This window comes from Thiomonas sp. TH-17 (assembly GCF_057473305.1).
On record NZ_JBYCKI010000279.1, the window covers coordinates 1 to 19,721 of the forward strand.

15 protein-coding genes are annotated in these 19,721 nt (G+C 63.7%); 8 read left to right on the forward strand and 7 right to left on the reverse strand.

Going from position 1 to position 19,721, the window contains the following annotated elements; all coding sequences use genetic code 11:
• From AC2VLV_RS15690 to AC2VLV_RS15700, 3 genes are all read right to left on the reverse strand, one after another.
• Positions 1–252, reverse strand: a 252-nt coding sequence (locus tag AC2VLV_RS15690; protein ID WP_486990864.1) for a hypothetical protein, incomplete at its 3' end; no start/stop codon positions are given.
• Positions 253–280: 28 nt separating this feature from the next.
• On the reverse strand, positions 281–778 hold the full coding sequence (locus tag AC2VLV_RS15695; protein ID WP_486990865.1) for a dihydrofolate reductase: 498 nt from the start codon (positions 776–778) through the stop codon (positions 281–283).
• Between the two features lie 166 nt (positions 779–944).
• Entirely contained in the window at positions 945–1,784 is an 840-nt protein-coding gene (locus tag AC2VLV_RS15700) for a thymidylate synthase (protein ID WP_486990866.1), read from the reverse strand.
• A 67-nt stretch (positions 1,785–1,851) separates the two neighbouring features.
• Here AC2VLV_RS15700 and trpB point away from each other — a divergent pair, with 67 nt between their 5' ends.
• Entirely contained in the window at positions 1,852–3,054 is a 1,203-nt protein-coding gene (gene trpB, locus AC2VLV_RS15705) for a tryptophan synthase subunit beta (protein ID WP_486990867.1), read from the forward strand.
• 52 nt (positions 3,055–3,106) lie between these two features.
• Here the strand turns inward: trpB and AC2VLV_RS15710 are convergent, their stop codons facing one another.
• The 4 genes from AC2VLV_RS15710 to AC2VLV_RS15725 all read right to left on the reverse strand — a co-directional run bounded on the left by AC2VLV_RS15710 (position 3,107) and on the right by AC2VLV_RS15725 (position 7,892).
• On the reverse strand, positions 3,107–4,459 hold the full coding sequence (locus AC2VLV_RS15710; protein WP_486990868.1) for a TonB-dependent receptor: 1,353 nt from the start codon (positions 4,457–4,459) through the stop codon (positions 3,107–3,109).
• 96 nt (positions 4,460–4,555) lie between these two features.
• Positions 4,556–6,295 carry an ABC transporter transmembrane domain-containing protein gene (locus tag AC2VLV_RS15715; RefSeq protein WP_486990869.1) on the reverse strand — a complete coding sequence of 580 codons (1,740 nt, stop codon included), beginning with the start codon at positions 6,293–6,295 and terminating at the stop codon, positions 4,556–4,558.
• Positions 6,296–6,404: 109 nt separating this feature from the next.
• Positions 6,405–6,902, reverse strand: a complete 498-nt coding sequence (locus tag AC2VLV_RS15720; protein ID WP_486990870.1) for a bactofilin family protein — start codon at positions 6,900–6,902, stop codon at positions 6,405–6,407.
• Between the two features lie 9 nt (positions 6,903–6,911).
• Positions 6,912–7,892, reverse strand: a complete 981-nt coding sequence (locus AC2VLV_RS15725) for a M23 family metallopeptidase (protein WP_486990871.1) — start codon at positions 7,890–7,892, stop codon at positions 6,912–6,914.
• Between the two features lie 201 nt (positions 7,893–8,093).
• On the opposite strand from AC2VLV_RS15725, the gene uvrA reads away from it, so the two are divergent.
• From uvrA to AC2VLV_RS15760, 7 genes are all read left to right on the forward strand, one after another.
• The gene (gene uvrA / locus AC2VLV_RS15730; RefSeq protein ID WP_486990872.1) at positions 8,094–13,961 is read left to right on the forward strand and encodes an excinuclease ABC subunit UvrA; all 5,868 of its coding nucleotides are present in this window, start codon (positions 8,094–8,096) and stop codon (positions 13,959–13,961) included.
• Between the two features lie 97 nt (positions 13,962–14,058).
• Positions 14,059–15,309 carry an NADP-dependent isocitrate dehydrogenase gene (icd, locus tag AC2VLV_RS15735; protein ID WP_486990873.1) on the forward strand — a complete coding sequence of 417 codons (1,251 nt, stop codon included), beginning with the start codon at positions 14,059–14,061 and terminating at the stop codon, positions 15,307–15,309.
• Between the two features lie 213 nt (positions 15,310–15,522).
• Positions 15,523–15,849 (forward strand): ATP-dependent Clp protease adapter ClpS, encoded by a 327-nt coding sequence (gene clpS, locus AC2VLV_RS15740; protein WP_486990874.1) that lies wholly within the window; start codon positions 15,523–15,525, stop codon positions 15,847–15,849.
• Between the two features lie 10 nt (positions 15,850–15,859).
• Entirely contained in the window at positions 15,860–18,172 is a 2,313-nt protein-coding gene (clpA, locus tag AC2VLV_RS15745; RefSeq protein WP_486990875.1) for an ATP-dependent Clp protease ATP-binding subunit ClpA, read from the forward strand.
• A 180-nt stretch (positions 18,173–18,352) separates the two neighbouring features.
• Positions 18,353–18,805: a hypothetical protein gene (locus AC2VLV_RS15750; RefSeq protein ID WP_486990876.1), complete on the forward strand. Its 453-nt coding sequence runs from the start codon at positions 18,353–18,355 to the stop codon at positions 18,803–18,805.
• Positions 18,806–19,053: 248 nt separating this feature from the next.
• On the forward strand, positions 19,054–19,239 hold the full coding sequence (locus tag AC2VLV_RS15755) for a hypothetical protein (protein ID WP_486990877.1): 186 nt from the start codon (positions 19,054–19,056) through the stop codon (positions 19,237–19,239).
• The coding region (locus tag AC2VLV_RS15760; protein ID WP_486990878.1) for an LPO_1073/Vpar_1526 family protein at positions 19,229–19,721 on the forward strand (493 nt) is incomplete at its 3' end. The genes AC2VLV_RS15755 and AC2VLV_RS15760, both read left to right, overlap by 11 nt.

Consider the following 19,721-nt stretch of genomic DNA (forward strand, 5'->3'; position numbering starts at 1 on the left):
CAGATTGAGCCACCAAAGCCCTTCGGCAGAGAGCATGCGCGCAGCAGAGCCCAAACCGCAGCAATCGGGCAGCCAGGCGCTGGCGTTTGCCCAGCCGGCGCAGGCGATGGACAGCCCTTGCGCGGCCAGCCCGGCGAGGCCGAGCAGCAACAAAATCCAGGTAAACCGGGTATTGAGGCGGAACCCCAGCAGCATGAGGGCGAACAAAAAGGCGGGCAGCCCCGCCCATACGGCGACGCCTTGGAACAACATTGCGCACACCGCCACGGTTCACACCCTCTCAGCCTATCGATGCAGTCCTGGCGGTGTAGGTGACGAAGTGATACGCCCAGCCTTCTGGCGCGAGGTGCGATTCGCGCGCGGTTTCGGTGAAACGGCTGCGATCCCAATCGGGAAAGCGCGTATCGCCTTCAAAGTCGTAATCGATCTCGGTCAGTTCCAGCCGGTCAGCCAGGGGCAGCGCCTGGGCATAAAGCTGCGCGCCGCCGATGACGAAGGCCAGCGCATCACCCGCCACCCGCTGCAGCGCTATGGGAAGCGACTCGGCAGGTTCCGCCCCCGCCGCCTGCCATCCTGGCTGACGGCTGATCACGATATTGCGGCGTCCCGGAAGTGGCCGTCCCAGCGAATCCCAGGTACGGCGCCCCATCAGAATGGGGTGGCCCAGGGTGAGGCGTTTGAAGTGCTGCAAATCGGCCGGCAGATGCCAGGGCATGCCGCCGTCCTTGCCGATCATGCCGTTGCGCGCCACGGCGGCGATGAGTACGAGCTGAGTCATGACGAAGTGCCGAGCGCCCGCCCGGCCGCCCGAAGGGCGCGAGCGCCCCCTCGGGGGGCAGCGAACGCAGTGAGCGTGGGGGCTGAACCGAGCGCCCGCCCGGCCGCCCGAAGGGCGCGAGCGCCCCCTCGGGGGGCAGCGAACGCAGTGAGCGTGGGGGCTCCGTTCATACCGCGACGGGCGCTTTGATCGCCGGATGATGCTGATAGTTGCTCAGCACGAAATCGTCGAAGGCGTAGTCGAACAGGCTCTCGGGCTTGCGCGCGAACGCCAGCGTGGGGTAGGGGTAGGGCGCGCGGCTGAGTTGCTCTTGCACCTGGGCGAAATGGTTGCTGTAGAGGTGGCAGTCGCCCCCGGTCCAGACGAAATCGCCGGGCAGAAGATCGGTCTGCTGCGCGATCATCAAGGTGAGCAGCGCATAACTGGCGATGTTGAAGGGCACGCCGAGAAAAATGTCGGCGCTGCGCTGATAGAGCTGGCAGCTCAGGCGCCCTGGCTCTCCGGGCTCGCGTGGCGGGGCGACGTAGAACTGGAAAAACGCATGGCAGGGGGGCAGGGCCATTTCCGCGATCTGGCCGACGTTCCAGGCGCTGACGATGATGCGGCGCGAATCGGGCTGGGTGCGCAGTTGCCGCAGCACTTCGCTGATCTGGTCGATGGAACGGTGCGGGTCGTCGGCCGTCGGCGCGGGCCACGAACGCCACTGCACGCCGTAGACCGGGCCGAGTTCGCCGTCTTCGCGCGCCCACTCGTCCCAGATCGTCACGCCGTGCTCCTGCAGCCAGCGCACGTTGGACTCGCCGCGCAGAAACCACAACAGCTCGTAGGCGATGCTCTTGAAATGCACCCGCTTGGTGGTGATGAGCGGAAAACCGGCCGACAGATCGAATCGCATCTGGTGGCCGAACACGCTGCGCGTGCCCGTGCCCGTGCGGTCGGTCTTGTCCTGGCCGTGGGTGAAGACGTGACGCATCAGGTCTTCGTAAGGGGTGGAAAGGGAAGGCATGAATCAGGTCAAAGTGCGCGAATTGGGGAGGGATACTATCGGTTTGTCACTTTCAAGGAGATTTTGCATGCAGCCAGCCATCGATCTTCAACCGGACGTCAACGGCAACTTCGGGCCCTATGGCGGCCAGTATCTGCCGCTGCATCTCAAGGCCATCATGGACGACATCGGCCGCGCCTATCTGTCCATCCGCGACACCAAGGCCTACCGCAGCGAGCTGGATGATCTCTACACCCATTACGTCGGCCGCCCCAGCCCCATCTATCTCGCCAAACGTCTGACCGCGCATTGCGGCGGCGCGCGCATCTGGTTCAAGCGCGAAGACCTCAACCATACCGGCGCGCACAAGATCAATCACTGTCTGGGCGAGGCGCTGCTGGCCAAGCACATGGGCAAGACCAAGGTGCTGGCGGAAACCGGCGCCGGGCAGCACGGCGTAGCCCTGGCCACGGCCTGCGCCCTGGTCGGCCTGCCGTGCGAAATCCACATGGGCGAGATCGACGTCGCCAAGGAACACCCCAATGTCACCAAGATGAAGATTCTCGGCGCCAAGGTGGTGAGCGTCGATCGCGGCACCAAGACGCTCAAAGATGCCGTGGACAGCGCCTTCGACGAATATCTGCGCGACCCCGAGCATTTCTTCTACGCCATCGGCTCGGTGGTCGGTCCGCACCCCTTCCCGATGATGGTGGCCGAGTTCCAGTCGGTCGTCGGGCGCGAGGCGCGCGAGCAATTTCCGAAGCAGGCGGGCAAGCTGCCTGATGTGGTCGCGGCCTGCGTGGGCGGCGGGTCGAACGCGATGGGCATTTTTTCCGGTTTCATCGCCGATCTGGGCGTGCGGCTGGTGGGCGTGGAGCCCTCGGGCGTCGGCCGCGAAACCGGCAAGCACGCGGCCACGCTGAGCTACGGCAAGCCCGGCACGCTGCATGGCTTCCATTCCTATCTGCTGCAAGAAGTGAAGGAAGGTGAGCCCGACCCGGTGTATTCCATCGCCTCCGGGCTCGACTACCCCGGCGTGGGCCCGCAGCATGCCTATCTCAAAGATCTGGGCCGCGCCGAGTATTACGCCGTCGACGACGCGGCCTGCCTGGAGGCGTTCATGACCCTGTCGCGCACCGAAGGGCTCATCCCCGCGCTCGAATCGGCCCATGCCGTCGCCTGGGCGATGAAGCAGGCCGCTGCACTCGGCAAGGACGCCGACATTCTGGTCAACCTCTCCGGCCGTGGCGACAAGGATGCGGATTTCGTCGCGGATAAGCTGGGGCTGTAACTTCGCCGGGCGGGGTCTTCCATCATGGGGAGAAACAAATGGGCGCCCCGCCTCAATGGTGCGTATGCGTCGCTGGCGTGCCGAAGTTGAACTGATATTGCAGGTAGAACGCGTTGTAGCTGCGGTGTACCGCCACGTCCTTTCCCCCGCCTGCCGGGGTTTCCGCAAAGCTACCCGTGATGCGGGACGCCTGAAAACGTAGCTGATGTTGCTCGTTGAAGCGCCAGGTCACCACGCCGCTGACTCGGTGCAAGGGGTCGAAGTAGCTGGTGTTCGTCGGGCCGACCTGGGCATTGGCGCGACGGGCTTCATGAATCATGCCGGAGCCGTCATACCTGAGGCCGATTTGCCAGTGCGGCAACAAGCCATAAAGAGCCTGCAGGGTGAACGCATTCACCTTCAGATCGCGTGGCTGACCGACCAACCTTGGCTTGAGCTCATGGAAGCTCAACTTCATGTTTTTCTCCTGCAACCAATATTCGGCCAGCAACGAGACATCACCCGCGCCTTCATCGCCTTGGGCGTTGAAGCGGTAACCCAGGTTGGCGCCCAGCATGGAAACGTCGCCTTGCAGACCGTGCTCGGCGTCGTTGATGCCGGGGTGGTAGGTGTGCAGCTCTTGGTGATGTTTCGATTTCACCCACGACAACCCGCCATCGACATGGTGTTGGGGGGCGATTTCTCCGCCCGATTTGATGAACGCCGTCCAGACGTTGGGCCAGGGGCCGCGGTTTGAGAACGCAATCGGGCGCTGGGTGGTTTGACTGGCCGTCGGGCCAACATAGGCCGCGATACCTTCGTTTTCGCTATTCAGGGCCTCGACGCCCAAGCGCAGATCCAGCGGCATCGGAGCCCGCCAAACGACCTGAACGCCCGTGCCGCCAAGCCCGCCGTTGAACAACATCTGATAGGGCAGCGCTTGATCGACAAAGCTCCAGGCGTGAGGATGCAGCTTGTTGAGCGCACCGATGTCGCTCAAAAACTTGCCTCCCTTGACCTGCAAACCTGCGGGTAGAAACCGGGTGCGCAGCCAGGCCTCCTCCAGTTCCATTCCGTCGGCGCTTGCGCTGAGATTCAACCGGCCTTCTGCCCAGCCCGGAATCTGCAGTCCCAAATGGGCCTCGGTGTTGTTCAGGCTCAGACCGTTGCGAAAGCCCGCGCCATGCTGATGGCCGCCTTCAGCGTGGTCGTTGTGCACGTTGTAGATGCCTAGCGCATCCTGCGGAGTCAGTTGGCGTGTTGCGTCGTAAGCGACGGTATCGATGTAGATGCGGGCGTCGAATCGAATGCCTTCTGGAGTGAGATGTTCCTCCCGCTCATGCTCGTCAGCCCAAACGAGGTTGGGGGCGCAGAAGAAACCACCGGATGCGGCGGCAACCAAAAGGCTTTGAAGTAAGTGTCGCATAGAAATTAAACGTTATAACGTAACGTGTAATTCTATAGGTATCTCCTCATGGATCAATCAGGCGCACGGCACTCGCCGGGTGAAACAGGTCCCGCCCTACTGCATGAATTGCAGCGACGCCAGGCTGGCGTAGAGGCCGTCGCGGGCCATGAGTTCGGCGTGGGTGCCGATGTCGATGATGCGGCCCTGATCCATCACCACAATGCGGTCGGCGCGCTGCACGGTGGCGAGGCGGTGGGCGATGACCAGGGTGGTGCGATCGCGCATGGCGTGTTCGAGCGCGGTCTGCACATCGCGCTCGCTGGCGGCGTCGAGCGCGCTGGTGGCTTCGTCGAGCAGCAGCAGCGGGGCGTTTTTCAGAATGGCGCGGGCGATGCTGATGCGCTGGCGCTGTCCGCCAGAAAGCCGCACGCCGCGTTCGCCCAGATAGGTGGCGTCGCCCTGCGGCAGTTCGCGCAGAAAGTCTTCGGCCTGCGCCGCGCGGGCTGCGGCCTGCACCTCGGCGTCGCTGGCTTCGGGGTGGCCGTAGCGGATGTTGTCAGCCGCGCTGGCAGAGAAGATCACCGCGTCCTGCGGCACGAGACCGATGCGCTGGCGCAGCGCCTTGAAGTCGGCCTGCTGCACGTCCACGCCGTCGATGCGGATGCTGCCTTGCTGCGCGTCGTAAAAGCGCAGCAGCAGTTGCAGCACAGTGGTTTTGCCGGCGCCGCTGGGGCCGACCAGGGCCACGGTTTCGCCGGGCTCGATGCGTAGCGAAAAATCGTCGAGCGCCGGTTTGTCCGGCCGTGAGGGGTAGAAAAACCGCACATGGTCGAGCATCACGGCCGAGCCGCGCTGTACGGCGGGCAGGGCGACTGGATGCGCCGGATTGCGCACGGGCGATTGTTCGGCCAGCAGTTCCATCAGGCGCTCAGTGGCGCCGGCCGCGCGCAGCAAGTCGCCAAACACTTCGGCCAGCGCGGCGGCCGAACCGGCCACCAATCCGATATAGAGCACCGTCTGCCCCAGAACGCCGGCGCTCATGCGCCCCTCCATGACCGACACCGTGCCCAGATACAGGCCATAGAGCAAGGCGCCGAACATGGCGACGATGATGAAAGCGGTGAGCAGCGAGCGCACCTTGTTACGGCTGACCGCGGTGCGAAAGGCGGTTTCTGCCGAGCCCGAAAACCGCCGGGCCTCGTCGTCTTCGCGGGCATAGCTCTGCACCACGGGCATGGCCGCCAGCACTTCGGAGGCCAGCGCGCTGGCGTCGGCGATGCGGTCCTGGCTGGCGCGCGAGAGGCGGCGCACGCGGCGGCCGATGAACACGGCGGGAGCCACCACCAGGGCGATGACCACGCCCACGCCCAGCATCAGGCCGGGATTGGTGATGACCAGCATGGCCATGCCGCCGAACAGCACCACCACGTTGCGCAGCCCCATGGAAAAACTGGTGCCGACCACGGTCTGTACCAGCGTGGTATCGGTGGTGAGGCGCGACAGCACTTCGCCGGTTTGCGTGTGCTCGAAAAACTGCGGGCTCTGCCGCAGCACGTGGGCATAGACGGCGCTGCGCACATCGGCGGTGATGCGCTCGCCCAGCCAACTCACCATATAGAAGCGCGCGGCGGAAAACACCCCCAGGGCCACAGCCAGCCCGAACAGCCCGGCGAAATGCCAGCCTAAGGCGGCCCGGCTGGCTTGCGCATGCAGCATGCCGGCGTCGATCAGCCAGCGCAGGGCCATCGGGAACGCCAGGGTGCTGCCCGCGGCGAGCAATAAAAAGAGCAGCGCTACCGCAATGCGTCCGCGATACGGGCGCAGAAACGGCAGCAGGCCGCTCAAGCTGCGCATCGAGCGGCTGCGGGGACGTTTGTCGGTTTGGGGAAGGGAGCGGGATGAGGCGTATTCGGCTGACATGCTGGCATTACAGCATGTCAGGTTTCAGCATGCAGGGCGGATGTCAAACGGCCGGTTGAATCTCGTCGTCTTCGAGCGCCCGATTGGGCTCGGGTGCTTGAGCCTCGTGATCGAGTTGCAGCACCTCGGCCTCCTGGGACATGCCGGTGCGGCTGTAGCCGGTGAAATGCGCCCCGGCTTCGATGTCGAGTGATTGCGCCGTCACGTCGCCTTCAACCTGGCCCTGGCCGTGAATGCGCAGTTGTTCCGTGGCGTGCACTTTGGCCTTGATGCGCCCGTGCACCAGCACGCTGCGGGCGCTGACCTGCTTGCCTTCGATCACGCCGGTGGTGGAGACTTCGAGATCGCCATCGACCTGCACGGTGCCGAATATCGTGCCGTCGACGCGCAGATTACCCGCCGCGCGCAAGTCGCCATGCACCTCGCTGCCGGCGCCGATATAGGTCAGCGCCGAGGGCGTGACGGCAGCCGTTGCGGCGGAGGATGTGGCCGATTCTTTCGTCCAGACGTCAGTGGTCTTCGGAGTTTTGGGCTTGAACATGAGGCAGTCCTATCGTTGGGCGAGCAGGTAGGTGGCGGGGTCGAGCGTCTTGTCCCCGTAGAACAGGGTGTAGTGCAAATGCGGGCCGGTGGAGCGGCCGGTATTGCCCGACAGGGCGATGACCTGACCACGGGTGATCGTATCGCCGGCCTTGACCTGGATGGTGCTGAGGTGGCCGAACAGGCTGCGGTAGCCGAAGGGATGGTCGATGACCACACAGTTTCCGTAGCCCGACTTCCACCCCGCACTCTCGACCACGCCGTTGGCGGTGGCATGGATGGGGGTGCCCACTTTCACGCCAAAGTCGATGCCGTTGTGAAATTCCACGCCGTGCCCCATGGGGTTGGAGCGCAGGCCGTAATCCGACGTGATCGGCGCATTGCCGGTGACGGGATCGCCCATGGGCCTCGCCGCCTCCAGCGAAGCGAGATGATGAGCCTGCGGCAGCAGCAGGTTCAGGCGCGCACCGATCAGATCAACCTCATCGTGCAGCAGCGCCGGGGCATTGCCCGCGTTGAGCGGTTGGGCGATGCCGCCCTGGTTGGCGTTGTTTTTGACGTTGTTCGACTCCACGGGAAACTGTTCGGCCCGCTTCTGCACAAATCCGCGCATGGTGGTGGCGAGGCTGTCCACGCGTTGTTTGAGCGCCAGCAGATGGCTGGCCATGGCGCCGTTTTCGGCCTGCAGCCGGGCGTTGGCGCTCTGGGCGGTGGCGGCTTGCGCGGCCAATTGATCCGCCTGCTGCTGAAGATTGCCGCTGGCGACCTGGCGCCAGGCCATGAAAAACGTGACCATGAGCCACAGGGCGACGGCCGCAAGCACCCAGATCGCCACACGGCGCAGGGCATTGAGATCGATGCGAAAGCTGTGGGCGGCGTGGCCAGGCCGGGTGATGAGAATTTCCAGATGCCGCGAATGGGCCGCCGCGCGCGGGTTGGCCGGCTTGCCGAACAGGGCGGAGATCAGGGCAGGGCGCTTGGGCAATCGCATAAGTGAAGAGTCTGCGGGCGGATCGTTGACAAATTCTACCTAGCGCAGGGGGCGAACCCCCGCAAATGCGGGTGAGAGGTTACAGCTTGAAACGACACATTCGGGCGTGGCTGAAGGGAGGGTGCGAATCTGTTTTTGATGGGCCGTCAGCGCAAAGTCCTGCGGGAGACGCAGTGCAATCGCTCCCGGTATAGTGGTCGGATGACTGCACATTTCCCCAGCTCTTCGGCTTGCGTCTCCGACGAAAACGGCGCCATCCGCATCTTTGGTGCGAGGCAGAACAATCTCAAGAATCTCGACCTGGACATCCCGCTGGGACGCATTGTCGTCGTCACGGGCGTTTCGGGGTCGGGCAAGAGCTCGCTGGTGTTCGACACGGTGTATGCCGAGGGCCAGCGGCGCTATGTCGAGACATTCTCGCCTTACGCGCGGCAGTTTCTCGACCGCATGGATCGCCCGCAGGTCGATCGCATCGAAGGCATTCCGCCGGCCATCGCCATCGATCAGACCAACCCGGTGCGCACCTCCCGCTCCACCGTGGGCACCATGACGGAACTGGCCGATCATCTCAAATTGCTGTTCGCGCGCGCGGCCACGCTGCACTGCCGGGGCTGCGGCGCGGTGGTGCGGCGGGATTCGGCGCAGAGCATCGCCTGCGACGTGCAGCACCGAGCGCGTGGGCTGCCGCAAGGGCTGCGCGCCGCCGTCGTGTTCGCGGTGGCGGTGCCGCAGGGCATGAGCGTGGAGCACATCACCCAGCAACTCGCCGCGCAGGGCTACACCCGCCTGCTGGGTGAGCGCGAAACGCCGCAGGGCCGGGTGCTCGACGTGGTGCAGGACCGGCTGCGTCTGCCGACTGAGGAGCCCGCGCGGCTCAGCGAGGCCGTCGAGACGGCCCTGCGGCTCGGCCAGGGCCGAATGGAAGTGCATGAACTGCCGCCCGAAGCCGGCGAGAAGGGAGTGGTCTGGCGCTACTCGTCGGATCTGCATTGCCCTGATTGCGATATCCATTACCGCGATCCCGGCCCCGGCCTGTTCAGCTTCAACTCGCCCGTCGGCGCCTGCGAAACCTGCCGCGGTTTCGGTCGGGTGATTGGCGTCGATCTCGATCTGGTGATTCCCGATGCACGAAAGACGCTGCGGGCCGGGGCGGTCAAGCCCTGGCAGACGCAAAGCTTTGCCGAGTGCCAGACCGATCTGGAACGCTACGCCGCGCAGGCCGAGGTCAGGCTCGACGTGCCCTGGGCCGAGCTCAGCGAGCGCGAGCGCACCTGGGTGATCGAGGGCGACCCCGCCTGGCGCGGCAACTGGCAAAAGCAGTTCTACGGAGTGCGACGCTACTTCGACTGGCTGGAGAGCCGCGCTTACAAGATGCACGTGCGCGTGCTGCTGTCCAAATACCGCAGCTACACCGCCTGCCCCACCTGCCAGGGCGCGCGGCTCAAGACCGAAGCCCTGCTGTGGCGCATCGGCTCGAAGCTCCAGGCCGACACCGCGCTGCAAGGCGGCTACCGGCGCTTCCGCCCGGTTGGGGCGCAGTGGAGCGACGCCGTGCTCGGTGGTCTGCCGGGCCTGAATCTGCACGATATCAACTCGCTGCCGATCGAGCGCCTGCAGCGGCTGTTCGCCGATCTGGCGCTGCCGGAGATGGCGCAGACGGCCAGCAGCATGCTGCTCGACAACATCCGTTCGCGCCTGCGCTACCTGCGGGATGTCGGCCTGGGCTATCTCACGCTCGACCGCCAGTCGCGCACCTTGTCGGGCGGCGAGGTGCAGCGCATCAATCTGACCACCGCGCTGGGCACGGCGCTGACGCAAACCCTGTTCGTGCTCGACGAGCCTTCCATCGGCCTGCACCCACGCGATCTCGACCGGCTGGGTGGCGTGCTGCACCGGCTCAAGGAGGCTGGCAATTCGCTGCTTCTCGTCGAGCACGACCCCCAGCTCATGCGCACCGCCGACTGGATGCTGGAAATCGGCCCCGGCCCGGGCGAACGCGGCGGACAGTTGGTGTTCCAGGGCACGCTCGATCAGGCGCAGCGCTCAAACACGCTGACCGGGCGCTACCTCAGCGGTGCGCTGCAGGTGAGCGACGCTCTGCCGCGCAGGCGAACCCCGCGCCGCGACGCGCAGGGTGGTCTGCTGGCGCCGCGCCTCATTCTGGAAGGCGCGCGCGAGCACAACCTCAAGTCGCTGACTGCCGAGATTCCGCTGGGCTTCATGACGGCGCTCACTGGCGTGTCGGGCTGCGGCAAGTCCACCCTCATCGGCGACGTGCTTTATCCGGCGCTGGCCCGCGCGCTGGGCAAGACCGCGCCCGTGCCCGGCGCGTTCGACCGCCTGCTCGGCGCCGATCAGGTGGGCGACGTGGTGCTGGTCGATCAGTCGCCCATCGGCAAGACGGCCCGGTCCAATCCGGTGAGTTTCGTCGGTGCTTTCGACGGCCTGCGCGCCCTGTTCGCCGCCTTGCCTGCCGCCCGCGAGCGCAGCTACACCGCGGGAACCTTCAGCTTCAACAGCGGCGATGGCCGTTGCCCCACCTGCGGCGGTTCGGGCTTCGAGCATGTGGAAATGCAGTTCCTGTCGGACGTTTACCTGCGCTGTCCCGACTGCGACGGCAAGCGCTACCGCGCCGAAGTGCTCGAAGTGCAACTGCCGGCGCAGGCCGGGTTCGCCCCGCTGAACATGGCTGATGTGCTCAACCTCACCGTGGCCGAGGCCCTGCAGCGCTTTCGCGGGCAGTCCGACATCACCCGCACGCTGCAGGCCCTGGTGGATGTGGGGCTGGACTATCTGCGCCTGGGTCAGCCCACGCCGACGCTCTCAGGCGGCGAAGCCCAGCGGCTCAAGCTCGCGGGCTTTCTGGCCGAGGCCGCCAAGACCCGGGCCGGACTGGCGCGCAAGGGCACGCTGTTCCTGTTCGACGAGCCGACCACCGGCCTGCATTTCGACGACGTGGCCAAACTGCTGCGCGCCCTGCGCAAACTGCTGGACGCCGGGCACACCGTGCTGGTGATCGAGCACAACCTCGATGTCATCGCCTCGTCGGACTGGGTCATCGACCTCGGCCCCGAAGGGGGCGACGCCGGGGGGCGGCTGGTGTTCGCCGGGCCGCCCGACGAACTGGCTGTCTGCGCGACATCGTTCACCGGCCAGGCGCTGGCACGGGACGCGGCGCAGCGCACCTCCTCACCCCAATCCTCCCCGGTTTTCTCCTCCTCCACTCGTGGGGGAGGTCGGGAGAGGGAAGCGGCGAATGCCTCGTCTCTACTCCAAGTTGCCGAACCGGCTGCGACGTATCGCACCGCAGCACCCGATGCCGCCGACGAACCCGCCGACGAACCCGTCGGCCCCCACCTTGCCAGCGCGCTGCGGGCCGGCAAGGCCGGATTCATCGCCATCCGTCAGGCGCGTGAGCACAATCTGCGCGGGGTCGATGTGGATATTCCGCGTGGCGAGATGACGGTGATCACCGGCGTTTCCGGCTCCGGCAAATCGACCCTGGCCTTCGATGTGCTGTTCACCGAAGGCCAGCGGCGCTATCTGGAGTCGATCAATGCCTACGCGCGGCAGTTCGTGCAGCCCGCGGCGCGGCCCGATGTGGAGGCCATCGTCGGCATTCCGCCCACGGTGGCCATCGAGCAACGCACCAGCCGCGGCGGGCGCAAGAGCACCGTGGGCACGCTCACCGAGGCTTACCACTTCCTGCGCCTGATCTATGCCAAGTGCGGCACGCAATACTGTCCGGACTGCAACATCCCCATCGAGCCGCAAAGCCCGGAGGCCATTGCCGCGCAATTGCGGCGCGACTGGCGCGGCCAGCATATCGGGCTGCTGGCGCCGCTGGTGGTGCAGCGCAAGGGTTACTACACCGATCTGGCGGTGTGGGCGCGCAGCATGGGCTACACCCATCTGCGGGTGGACGGCGCATTCGTGCCGACCGATCCCTGGCCGCGTCTCGATCGCTTCAAGGAGCACAGCATCGAACTGCCCGTGGGCGACGTGGTGGTGCGGGCCGACAACGAGGAGGCGCTGCGCGATCTGCTGAGGCGCGCGCTGGCGCTCGGCAAAGGCGTGGTGTTGGTGCTGGCGCCGCTCGATGGTTTGAAAGAGGCGATGGCGTCGGGGCAGCCCGAGCCGCCGATGCGCAGCCTGCTGCTGTCCACCAAGCGGGCCTGTCCGGGCTGCGGGCGCAGCTTCCGGGAACTCGATCCGCGCCAGTTTTCCTACAACTCGCCCACGGGCTGGTGCGGCACCTGCTTCGGCACCGGGGAACTGATCGCGGGCTTCGATGCCGAGCAGACCGGCGAGGAGGCCGCCTGGGCTGAGGCGGACGGCGAGAAAGCGGCGTCGCGAGGCAAACCGGGCCGGGGTCGCAAGGCCGCACCCGTTGCCGAAACGGGCGTTCCGTCCACCTGTCCGAGCTGCCACGGCGCGCGGCTGAACCACGACAGTCTGGCGGTTCGGCTGCGCGATCAGTCCATCGCCCAACTGGCCGCGCGCGATATCGATGCCGCGGCCGCCTGGTTCGGCGCCCTGGCGCTCACGCCGCGCGAGGCCGAGATCGTGCGCGACGCGCTGAGTGAAATCCGTTCGCGCCTGGCCTTCATGCAGCAGGTGGGCCTCGGCTATCTGGGGCTCGACCGCGGCGCGCCCACGCTCTCCGGCGGCGAGGCGCAGCGCATCCGGCTGGCGGCGCAACTCGGCAGCAATCTGCGCGGCGTGTGCTACGTGCTCGACGAGCCGACCATCGGCCTGCATCCCCGGGACAACCGCATCCTGCTCGACGCGCTGGCCCTGCTCAAGGCCAAGGGCAACACGCTGGTGGTGGTGGAGCACGATGAAGACACCATGCGCCGCGCCGATCATCTCATCGACATCGGCCCGGGGGCGGGGCGGCGCGGCGGTCAGGTCGTGGCCAGCGGCGCGCTGGCGGAGGTCATGGCCCATGCCGACACGGCCACCGCGCGCAGCCTGCGCGATCCCATGCCCTGGCCCTTGCAGCCGCGCCCGATCACCCAGGCCGACCAGCCCGCCTTGCATCTGCGCAGCGCGCATCTGCACAATCTGCAGGGCTTGAGCGCGCAGTTTCCGCGCGGTCGACTCACCGTCGTCACCGGCGTGTCGGGTTCGGGCAAATCCACGCTGGCCCGCGAAGTTCTGGTGCCCGCGCTGCGTCAGCGGCTCGCGGGCGATGCGGGCGAGATTGAGGACGCGGGCGACCTGACGGGTTGGGAGGGTCTGGAGCGCGTGCTCGAAGTCGATCAGGCCCCCATCGGCAAGACGCCCCGTTCCTGCGCCGCCACCTATCTGGGCCTCTGGGACGGCATCCGCCAGTTGTTTGCAGACACCGAAGAAGCGCGCATCCGCGGCTATTCCGCCAGCCGTTTCTCCTTCAACACCGGCCCCGGCCGCTGCCCGACCTGCGAGGGGCAGGGCGCGGTGAAGGTGGCGATGAACTTCCTGCCCGACGTCACCGTGCCCTGCACCGATTGCAACGGCCTGCGCTTCAACCCCGAAACGCTCGCGGTGCGGCTGCGCGGCCGCAACGCCGGCGAGGTGCTGCAGATGGAAGTGGACGAAGCCGTCGAGTTTTTCGCGGCGCACCGCAAAATCCACCACGCCCTGCAATTGCTGCAGGACGTGGGGCTGGGGTACTTGCAACTCGGCCAGCCCAGCCCCTTCTTGTCGGGCGGTGAGGCGCAGCGGATCAAGCTGGTCACCGAGCTGGCCACCGCCGGAACCCGGCCGACGGTGTACGTGCTCGACGAGCCGACCGTCGGTCTGCACAAGACCGATACCGAAAAACTCATCCGGGTGCTGCACCGCCTGACCGACAGCGGCCACACCGTGGTGGTCATCGAGCACGACCTCGACATGATGGCCAATGCCGACTGGCTGATCGATCTAGGCCCTGAAGGCGGCAAGGGCGGCGGGCGGCTGGTGATGCAGGGGCCGACGGCCGACTTCCTCGAAGCCGATGCGCCGGGGCATACCGCCAAGGCGCTGCACGACGCCTGGAAGCAGCATCAGGCGCAATATCGAGCGGCACACGCCGATTTGGCTTGAGCCGCGCAAAACCCACTCTTATGTCATATACAAGACTGTTTCGTTCCACCATTGCCGAGGCATAGAATGCTCGGGTAACTACCGAAGGAGACCCCTCATGGATCAACACATCCGCGTACCCGAAGGCGAAAAAATCACGGTCAACCCGGACTTTTCGCTCAACGTTCCCGACCATCCCATCATTCCCTACATCGAGGGTGACGGTACGGGCTTCGACATCACCCCGGTGATGATCAAGGTGGTGGACGCGGCGGTTGAGAAGGCCTACGGCGGCAAGCGCAAGATCGCCTGGATGGAAATTTTCGCCGGTGAGAAGGCGACGCGCGTCTATGGCCCTGACGTCTGGCTGCCCGAGATCACCCTGCAAATCCTGCGCGACTACGTGGTGTCGATCAAGGGCCCGCTGACCACCCCCGTGGGTGGCGGCATCCGTTCGCTCAACGTGGCGCTGCGGCAGGAGCTCGACCTCTATGTCTGCCTGCGTCCGGTGCGCTATTTCCAGGGCGTGCCCTCGCCGGTCAAGCACCCGGAGAAGACCGATATGGTCATCTTCCGCGAGAACTCCGAAGACATCTACGCCGGCATCGAATGGGCCGCCGAGTCGGAGGGGGCCAAGAAAGTGATCAACTTTCTCATCAACGAGATGGGGGTGAAAAAAATCCGCTTCCCCGAAACTTCGGGCATCGGCATCAAGCCGGTGTCGCGCGAGGGCACCGAGCGGCTGGTGCGCAAGGCCATGCAGTACGCCATCGACAATGACCGTAAATCGGTCACTCTGGTGCACAAAGGCAACATCATGAAGTTCACCGAAGGCGCCTTCCGCGACTGGGGCTATGGCCTGGCGGGCAAGGAATTCGGCGCCCAGTTGCTCGACGGCGGGCCGTGGATGAGCTTCAAAAATCCCAAGACCGGCCGGGACATCGTGGTGAAGGACATGATTGCCGACGCCTTCCTGCAGCAAATCCTGCTGCGCCCCGACGAGTACGACGTGATCGCCACCCTCAACCTCAACGGCGACTACGTTTCCGACGCGCTCGCGGCCCAGGTGGGCGGCATCGGCATTGCGCCGGGCGCCAATCTTTCCGACAGCGTGGCCATGTTCGAGGCCACCCACGGCACCGCGCCCAAATACGCCGGTAAAGACTATGTGAACCCCGGCTCGGAAATCCTTTCCGCCGAGATGATGCTGCGCCACATGGGCTGGGTGGAGGCGGCTGATCGCATCATCGCCAGCATGGAAAAATCCATCCTGTCCAAACAGGTGACCTACGACTTCGCCCGCCTGCTGCCCGACGCCACGCAGGTGAGCTGCTCCGGCTTCGGGCAGGTGATGATCGACCACATGTGACTCGACCACATGTGACCCTCGTTGCTGACGCCAGAAAGACCACCCCGGTGGTCTTTTTTTATGCGGGTTGCGAGCGAGGGATCATCCGCTCTTGTTTTCTGCCAGCCCCACCGCAGATGGGTGGCTAGGCTGCGGTTCTTTGTTATTCGGCCCACCTTGTGGAATTACCCTTGGCGACAACAGACGGCAGCAGACCTCCCTACAATTTTGCGCATGTCAGCTTCCCATTCCCCCCCTCCAGCAGACGGCGGCGCCGTCGTTGTTGAGCGCCAGACGCTGCGGCTCAAGCCGCCGGCGATGTATCAGGTCATCCTGCTCAACGACAACTTCACGCCGATGGAATTCGTGGTTGTCGTGATTCAGCACTATTTCAATAAAGACCGCGAAACGGCGACGCAAATCATGTTAAAAGTGCACCAGGATGGTCGCGGCGTATGCGGGGTTTACACCCGCGATATTGCGGCCACCAAGGTGGAACAGGTGATCGGCGCGGCCCGTCAGGCCGGTCATCCTTTGCAGTGTGTAATGGAAGCCATTTAGGAGGCTCGTGATGATTGCGCAAGAACTGGAAGTCAGCCTGCACATGGCTTTTGTCGAGGCGCGCCAACAGCGCCACGAATTCATTACCGTCGAGCATCTGCTGCTGGCCCTGCTCGACAACCCCTCCGCCGCCGAGGTGCTGCGCGCGTGTTCGGCCAATCTGGACGATCTGCGCAAGAGCCTGACCGCGTTCATCAAGGAAAACACCCCCATCGTGCCGGGCTCGGACGATGTGGACACCCAGCCCACGCTGGGCTTCCAGCGCGTCATCCAGCGCGCCATCATGCACGTGCAATCCACCTCCAACGGCAAGAAAGAGGTGACGGGCGCCAATGTGCTGGTGGCCATTTTCAGCGAGAAAGATTCGCACGCGGTGTACTACCTGCACCAGCAGGGCGTCACCCGGCTCGATGTGGTGAATTTTCTCTCGCACGGCATTCGCAAGTCGGAGCCGGTCGAACCGGCCAAGTCGGCTTCGGCGCCGAGTGACGACGGCGGGGACGAGAAAGAGGGCAAGGAATCGCCGCTCGACCAGTTCACCCTCAACCTCAACGCGCTGGCGCAGCAGGGCAAGATCGACCCGCTTATCGGCCGTGAGCATGAAGTCGAGCGCGTCATTCAGATTCTTTGCCGCCGCCGCAAGAACAACCCGCTGCTGGTGGGCGAAGCCGGTGTGGGCAAGACCGCCATTGCCGAAGGCCTGGCCTGGCGCATTACCGAAGGCCAGGTGCCGGCCATTCTCGAAGACGCCGTGGTCTATTCGCTCGACATGGGCGCGCTGCTGGCCGGCACCAAGTATCGCGGCGACTTCGAGCAGCGCCTCAAGGCCGTGCTCAAGCAGCTCAAGGACAAGCCGCACGCCGTGCTGTTCATCGACGAAATTCACACCCTCATCGGCGCCGGCTCGGCCTCGGGCGGCACGCTCGACGCCAGCAATCTGCTCAAGCCGGCGCTGTCGTCGGGTCAGTTGCGCTGCATCGGCGCCACCACCTTCACCGAGTATCGGGGCATTTTCGAAAAAGACGCTGCGCTCTCGCGCCGTTTCCAGAAGATCGACGTGGTCGAGCCCAGCGTGCAGCAGACCGTCGAGATTCTGCGCGGCCTCAAGTCTCGGTTTGAAGAGCATCACGGCGTGAAGTATTCGCCGGGGGCGCTGTCGGCCGCGGCCGAACTCTCGGCCAAGTACATCAACGACCGCCATCTGCCCGACAAAGCCATCGACGTTATCGACGAAGCCGGTGCGGCGCAGCGCATCCTGCCCAAGAGCAAGCAGAAAAAGACCATCGGCAAGATCGAGATCGAGGAGATCATCTCCAAGATCGCCCGCGTGCCGGTGCACAGCGTCACCACTGACGATCGCTCCAAGCTCAAGAGCCTCGACCGCGACCTGAAAAACGTCGTGTTCGGGCAAGAAGCCGCCATCGACGCGTTGGCCGCCGCCATCAAAATGGCGCGCTCCGGCCTGGGCAAACCCGACAAACCCATCGGCGCCTTTCTGTTCAGCGGCCCCACGGGCGTCGGCAAAACCGAAGTGGCCAAGCAACTGGCGTTCACTCTGGGCGTCGATCTCATTCGCTTCGATATGTCGGAATACATGGAGCGCCACACCGTCTCGCGCCTCATCGGCGCGCCGCCCGGCTATGTGGGCTTCGACCAGGGCGGTCTGCTCACCGAGGCCGTGACCAAGAAGCCGCACGCCGTGCTGCTGCTCGACGAAATCGAGAAAGCCCACCCCGACGTGTTCAACGTGCTGCTGCAGGTCATGGACAACGGCACCCTCACCGACAACAACGGACGCAAGGCCGACTTCCGCAACATCATTCTCATCATGACCACCAATGCCGGCGCGGAAGCCATGCAGAAATCCACCATCGGCTTCACCACCAAGCGCGAGCTGGGCGACGAAATGGCCGACATCAAGCGCCTGTTCACCCCCGAGTTCCGCAACCGGCTCGACGCGACCATCAGCTTCAAGCCGCTGGACGAAACCATCATCCTGCGCGTGGTCGACAAATTCCTGCTTCAGCTCGAAGCCCAGCTGGCCGAAAAGAAGGTCGACATCACCTTCTCCGACGCCCTGCGCAAGCACCTGGCCAAGGCCGGTTTCGACCCCCTCATGGGCGCCCGGCCCATGCAGCGCCTCATTCAAGACACCCTGCGCCGCGCCTTGGCCGACGAACTGCTGTTCGGCCGTCTGGTCGATGGTGGGCGGGTGTCGGTGGATATTGACGAAGCGGCAGCCGAGAAAGACAAAATCAAACTCGACATCACCCCGCCCGAGCCGAGACCGAAGAAAAAAGAGGCTGAGGACGCCGCGGCCTGACGTTCTCAAGCATCGGTTCATTAAAACGCCCCGTTATTCGGGGCGTTTTACTTTTTGATGCGAGTGTTTCAAGTACGGCGCGGGTGGTGAGCGGGGCAGGGGATAGACTCAGCCAAAGGAATGAATGATTCGGGAGTGCTACGGGTGTAGACCTGACTCCATTTCTCCTCCCTCGCGCAGTTGATCGAGCAAGCGCACCGACTGCAGGACGGGCTTGCCGGGTTTCATGGTTTGTTTATATCTGTTTTTTTGTACAGCCCAATCGCGCGGAACCTAAGCTGCAAGCGGCTTTGCAGAGCAGGTGCTGACCAGAATATCCCGCAACGGTCAGTTTATTTGGCAAGGATTGCGGGATACATTACGTTAGGCTTCACTTATGGAAAAGGTATGCACTTCACCGAAGAAGAAAAGCGGATTCTGCTATCGGCCAAAGGAGTTGGCCTCAAGGTTATCGAGCGCTTGGAACAGATGGGGATCTTCTCACTGGAGGCCTTGGCGTATGCAGATTCAAGCGACATACTTAATAGAGGTGCGGAATTGACTGGCTCAACATGCTGGAAAAATAGCCCTCAAGCGAAAAAAGCGATCCAATCTGCTATCCAAGTGGCACTCTCTCATATTGATTCACTATGAAGAAATATCGCGGAAAACACCCGTTTGGTGCGCAAGCATTTAATGCGTGCGCTCTATTTAAAACTCAAATCTCACATAGTCGGGGTGAAGGCCCTGCCTTCGCTCACCAGCCTAACTGTCGGTTCAACGCGGACGCCAACACTGGCCATGGCTTCGCCATTTTTATGGCCAGTGTTGGTGCCCTACGCGTTTCGCGCTCCGGCGCCGGTTAACCTGGGCGTTATACGTCGTACTGAGAGAGCGCTCATATGGAATGGATAGTTGAAAATAAAGAGTGGCTGTTTAGTGGAGTTGCCATTGCAATACCACTTGCAATAATTGGTTGGTTGTCTTCTGGCCGACGAAGCAAGCAAATTCAAAACGGTGGGGATAGATCAACAAATATACAAGTCGGTAGAGATTTGAAAATTGGTGACGACAAGAATGATAAATAGCCAGAGCCAAAAAGGTGGAGATGGTTCCACCAATCTCCAAGCACAACAAATGGTGGTGCATGTTGGCATTGATGAAAAACGTGCAAGAGAAATATATCAGGAAATGAATTTGCAATTGAGAAGGGACTACTCTCAAGAAGCCCTAAATATCGCAAATTCTAGAGTTATAGATTTTGAGAATAGGCTAATGCCTAAAATGGCTCAAGTTGAAGGTGCTTTGGAGGCGTTTGCCGATCCTAGTTTTCAGCTGCTCCTTGTTGAAGCGCAAAAGACAGCAGCTTCTACCGAAAGGCCAGCGGATTATGATCTCCTTTCTGAATTGCTTATACATAGATTTCAGAAGGGTGCAAATCGCATTGCACGAGCAGGCATTAGCCTTGCTGTGGAAATTGTAGATAAAGTTTCCGATGAAGCACTATTGGGTTTAACCGTATCGCATGCGGTAACCAGTTTTCTTCCCTTAAGCGGCGATATTAGCCAAG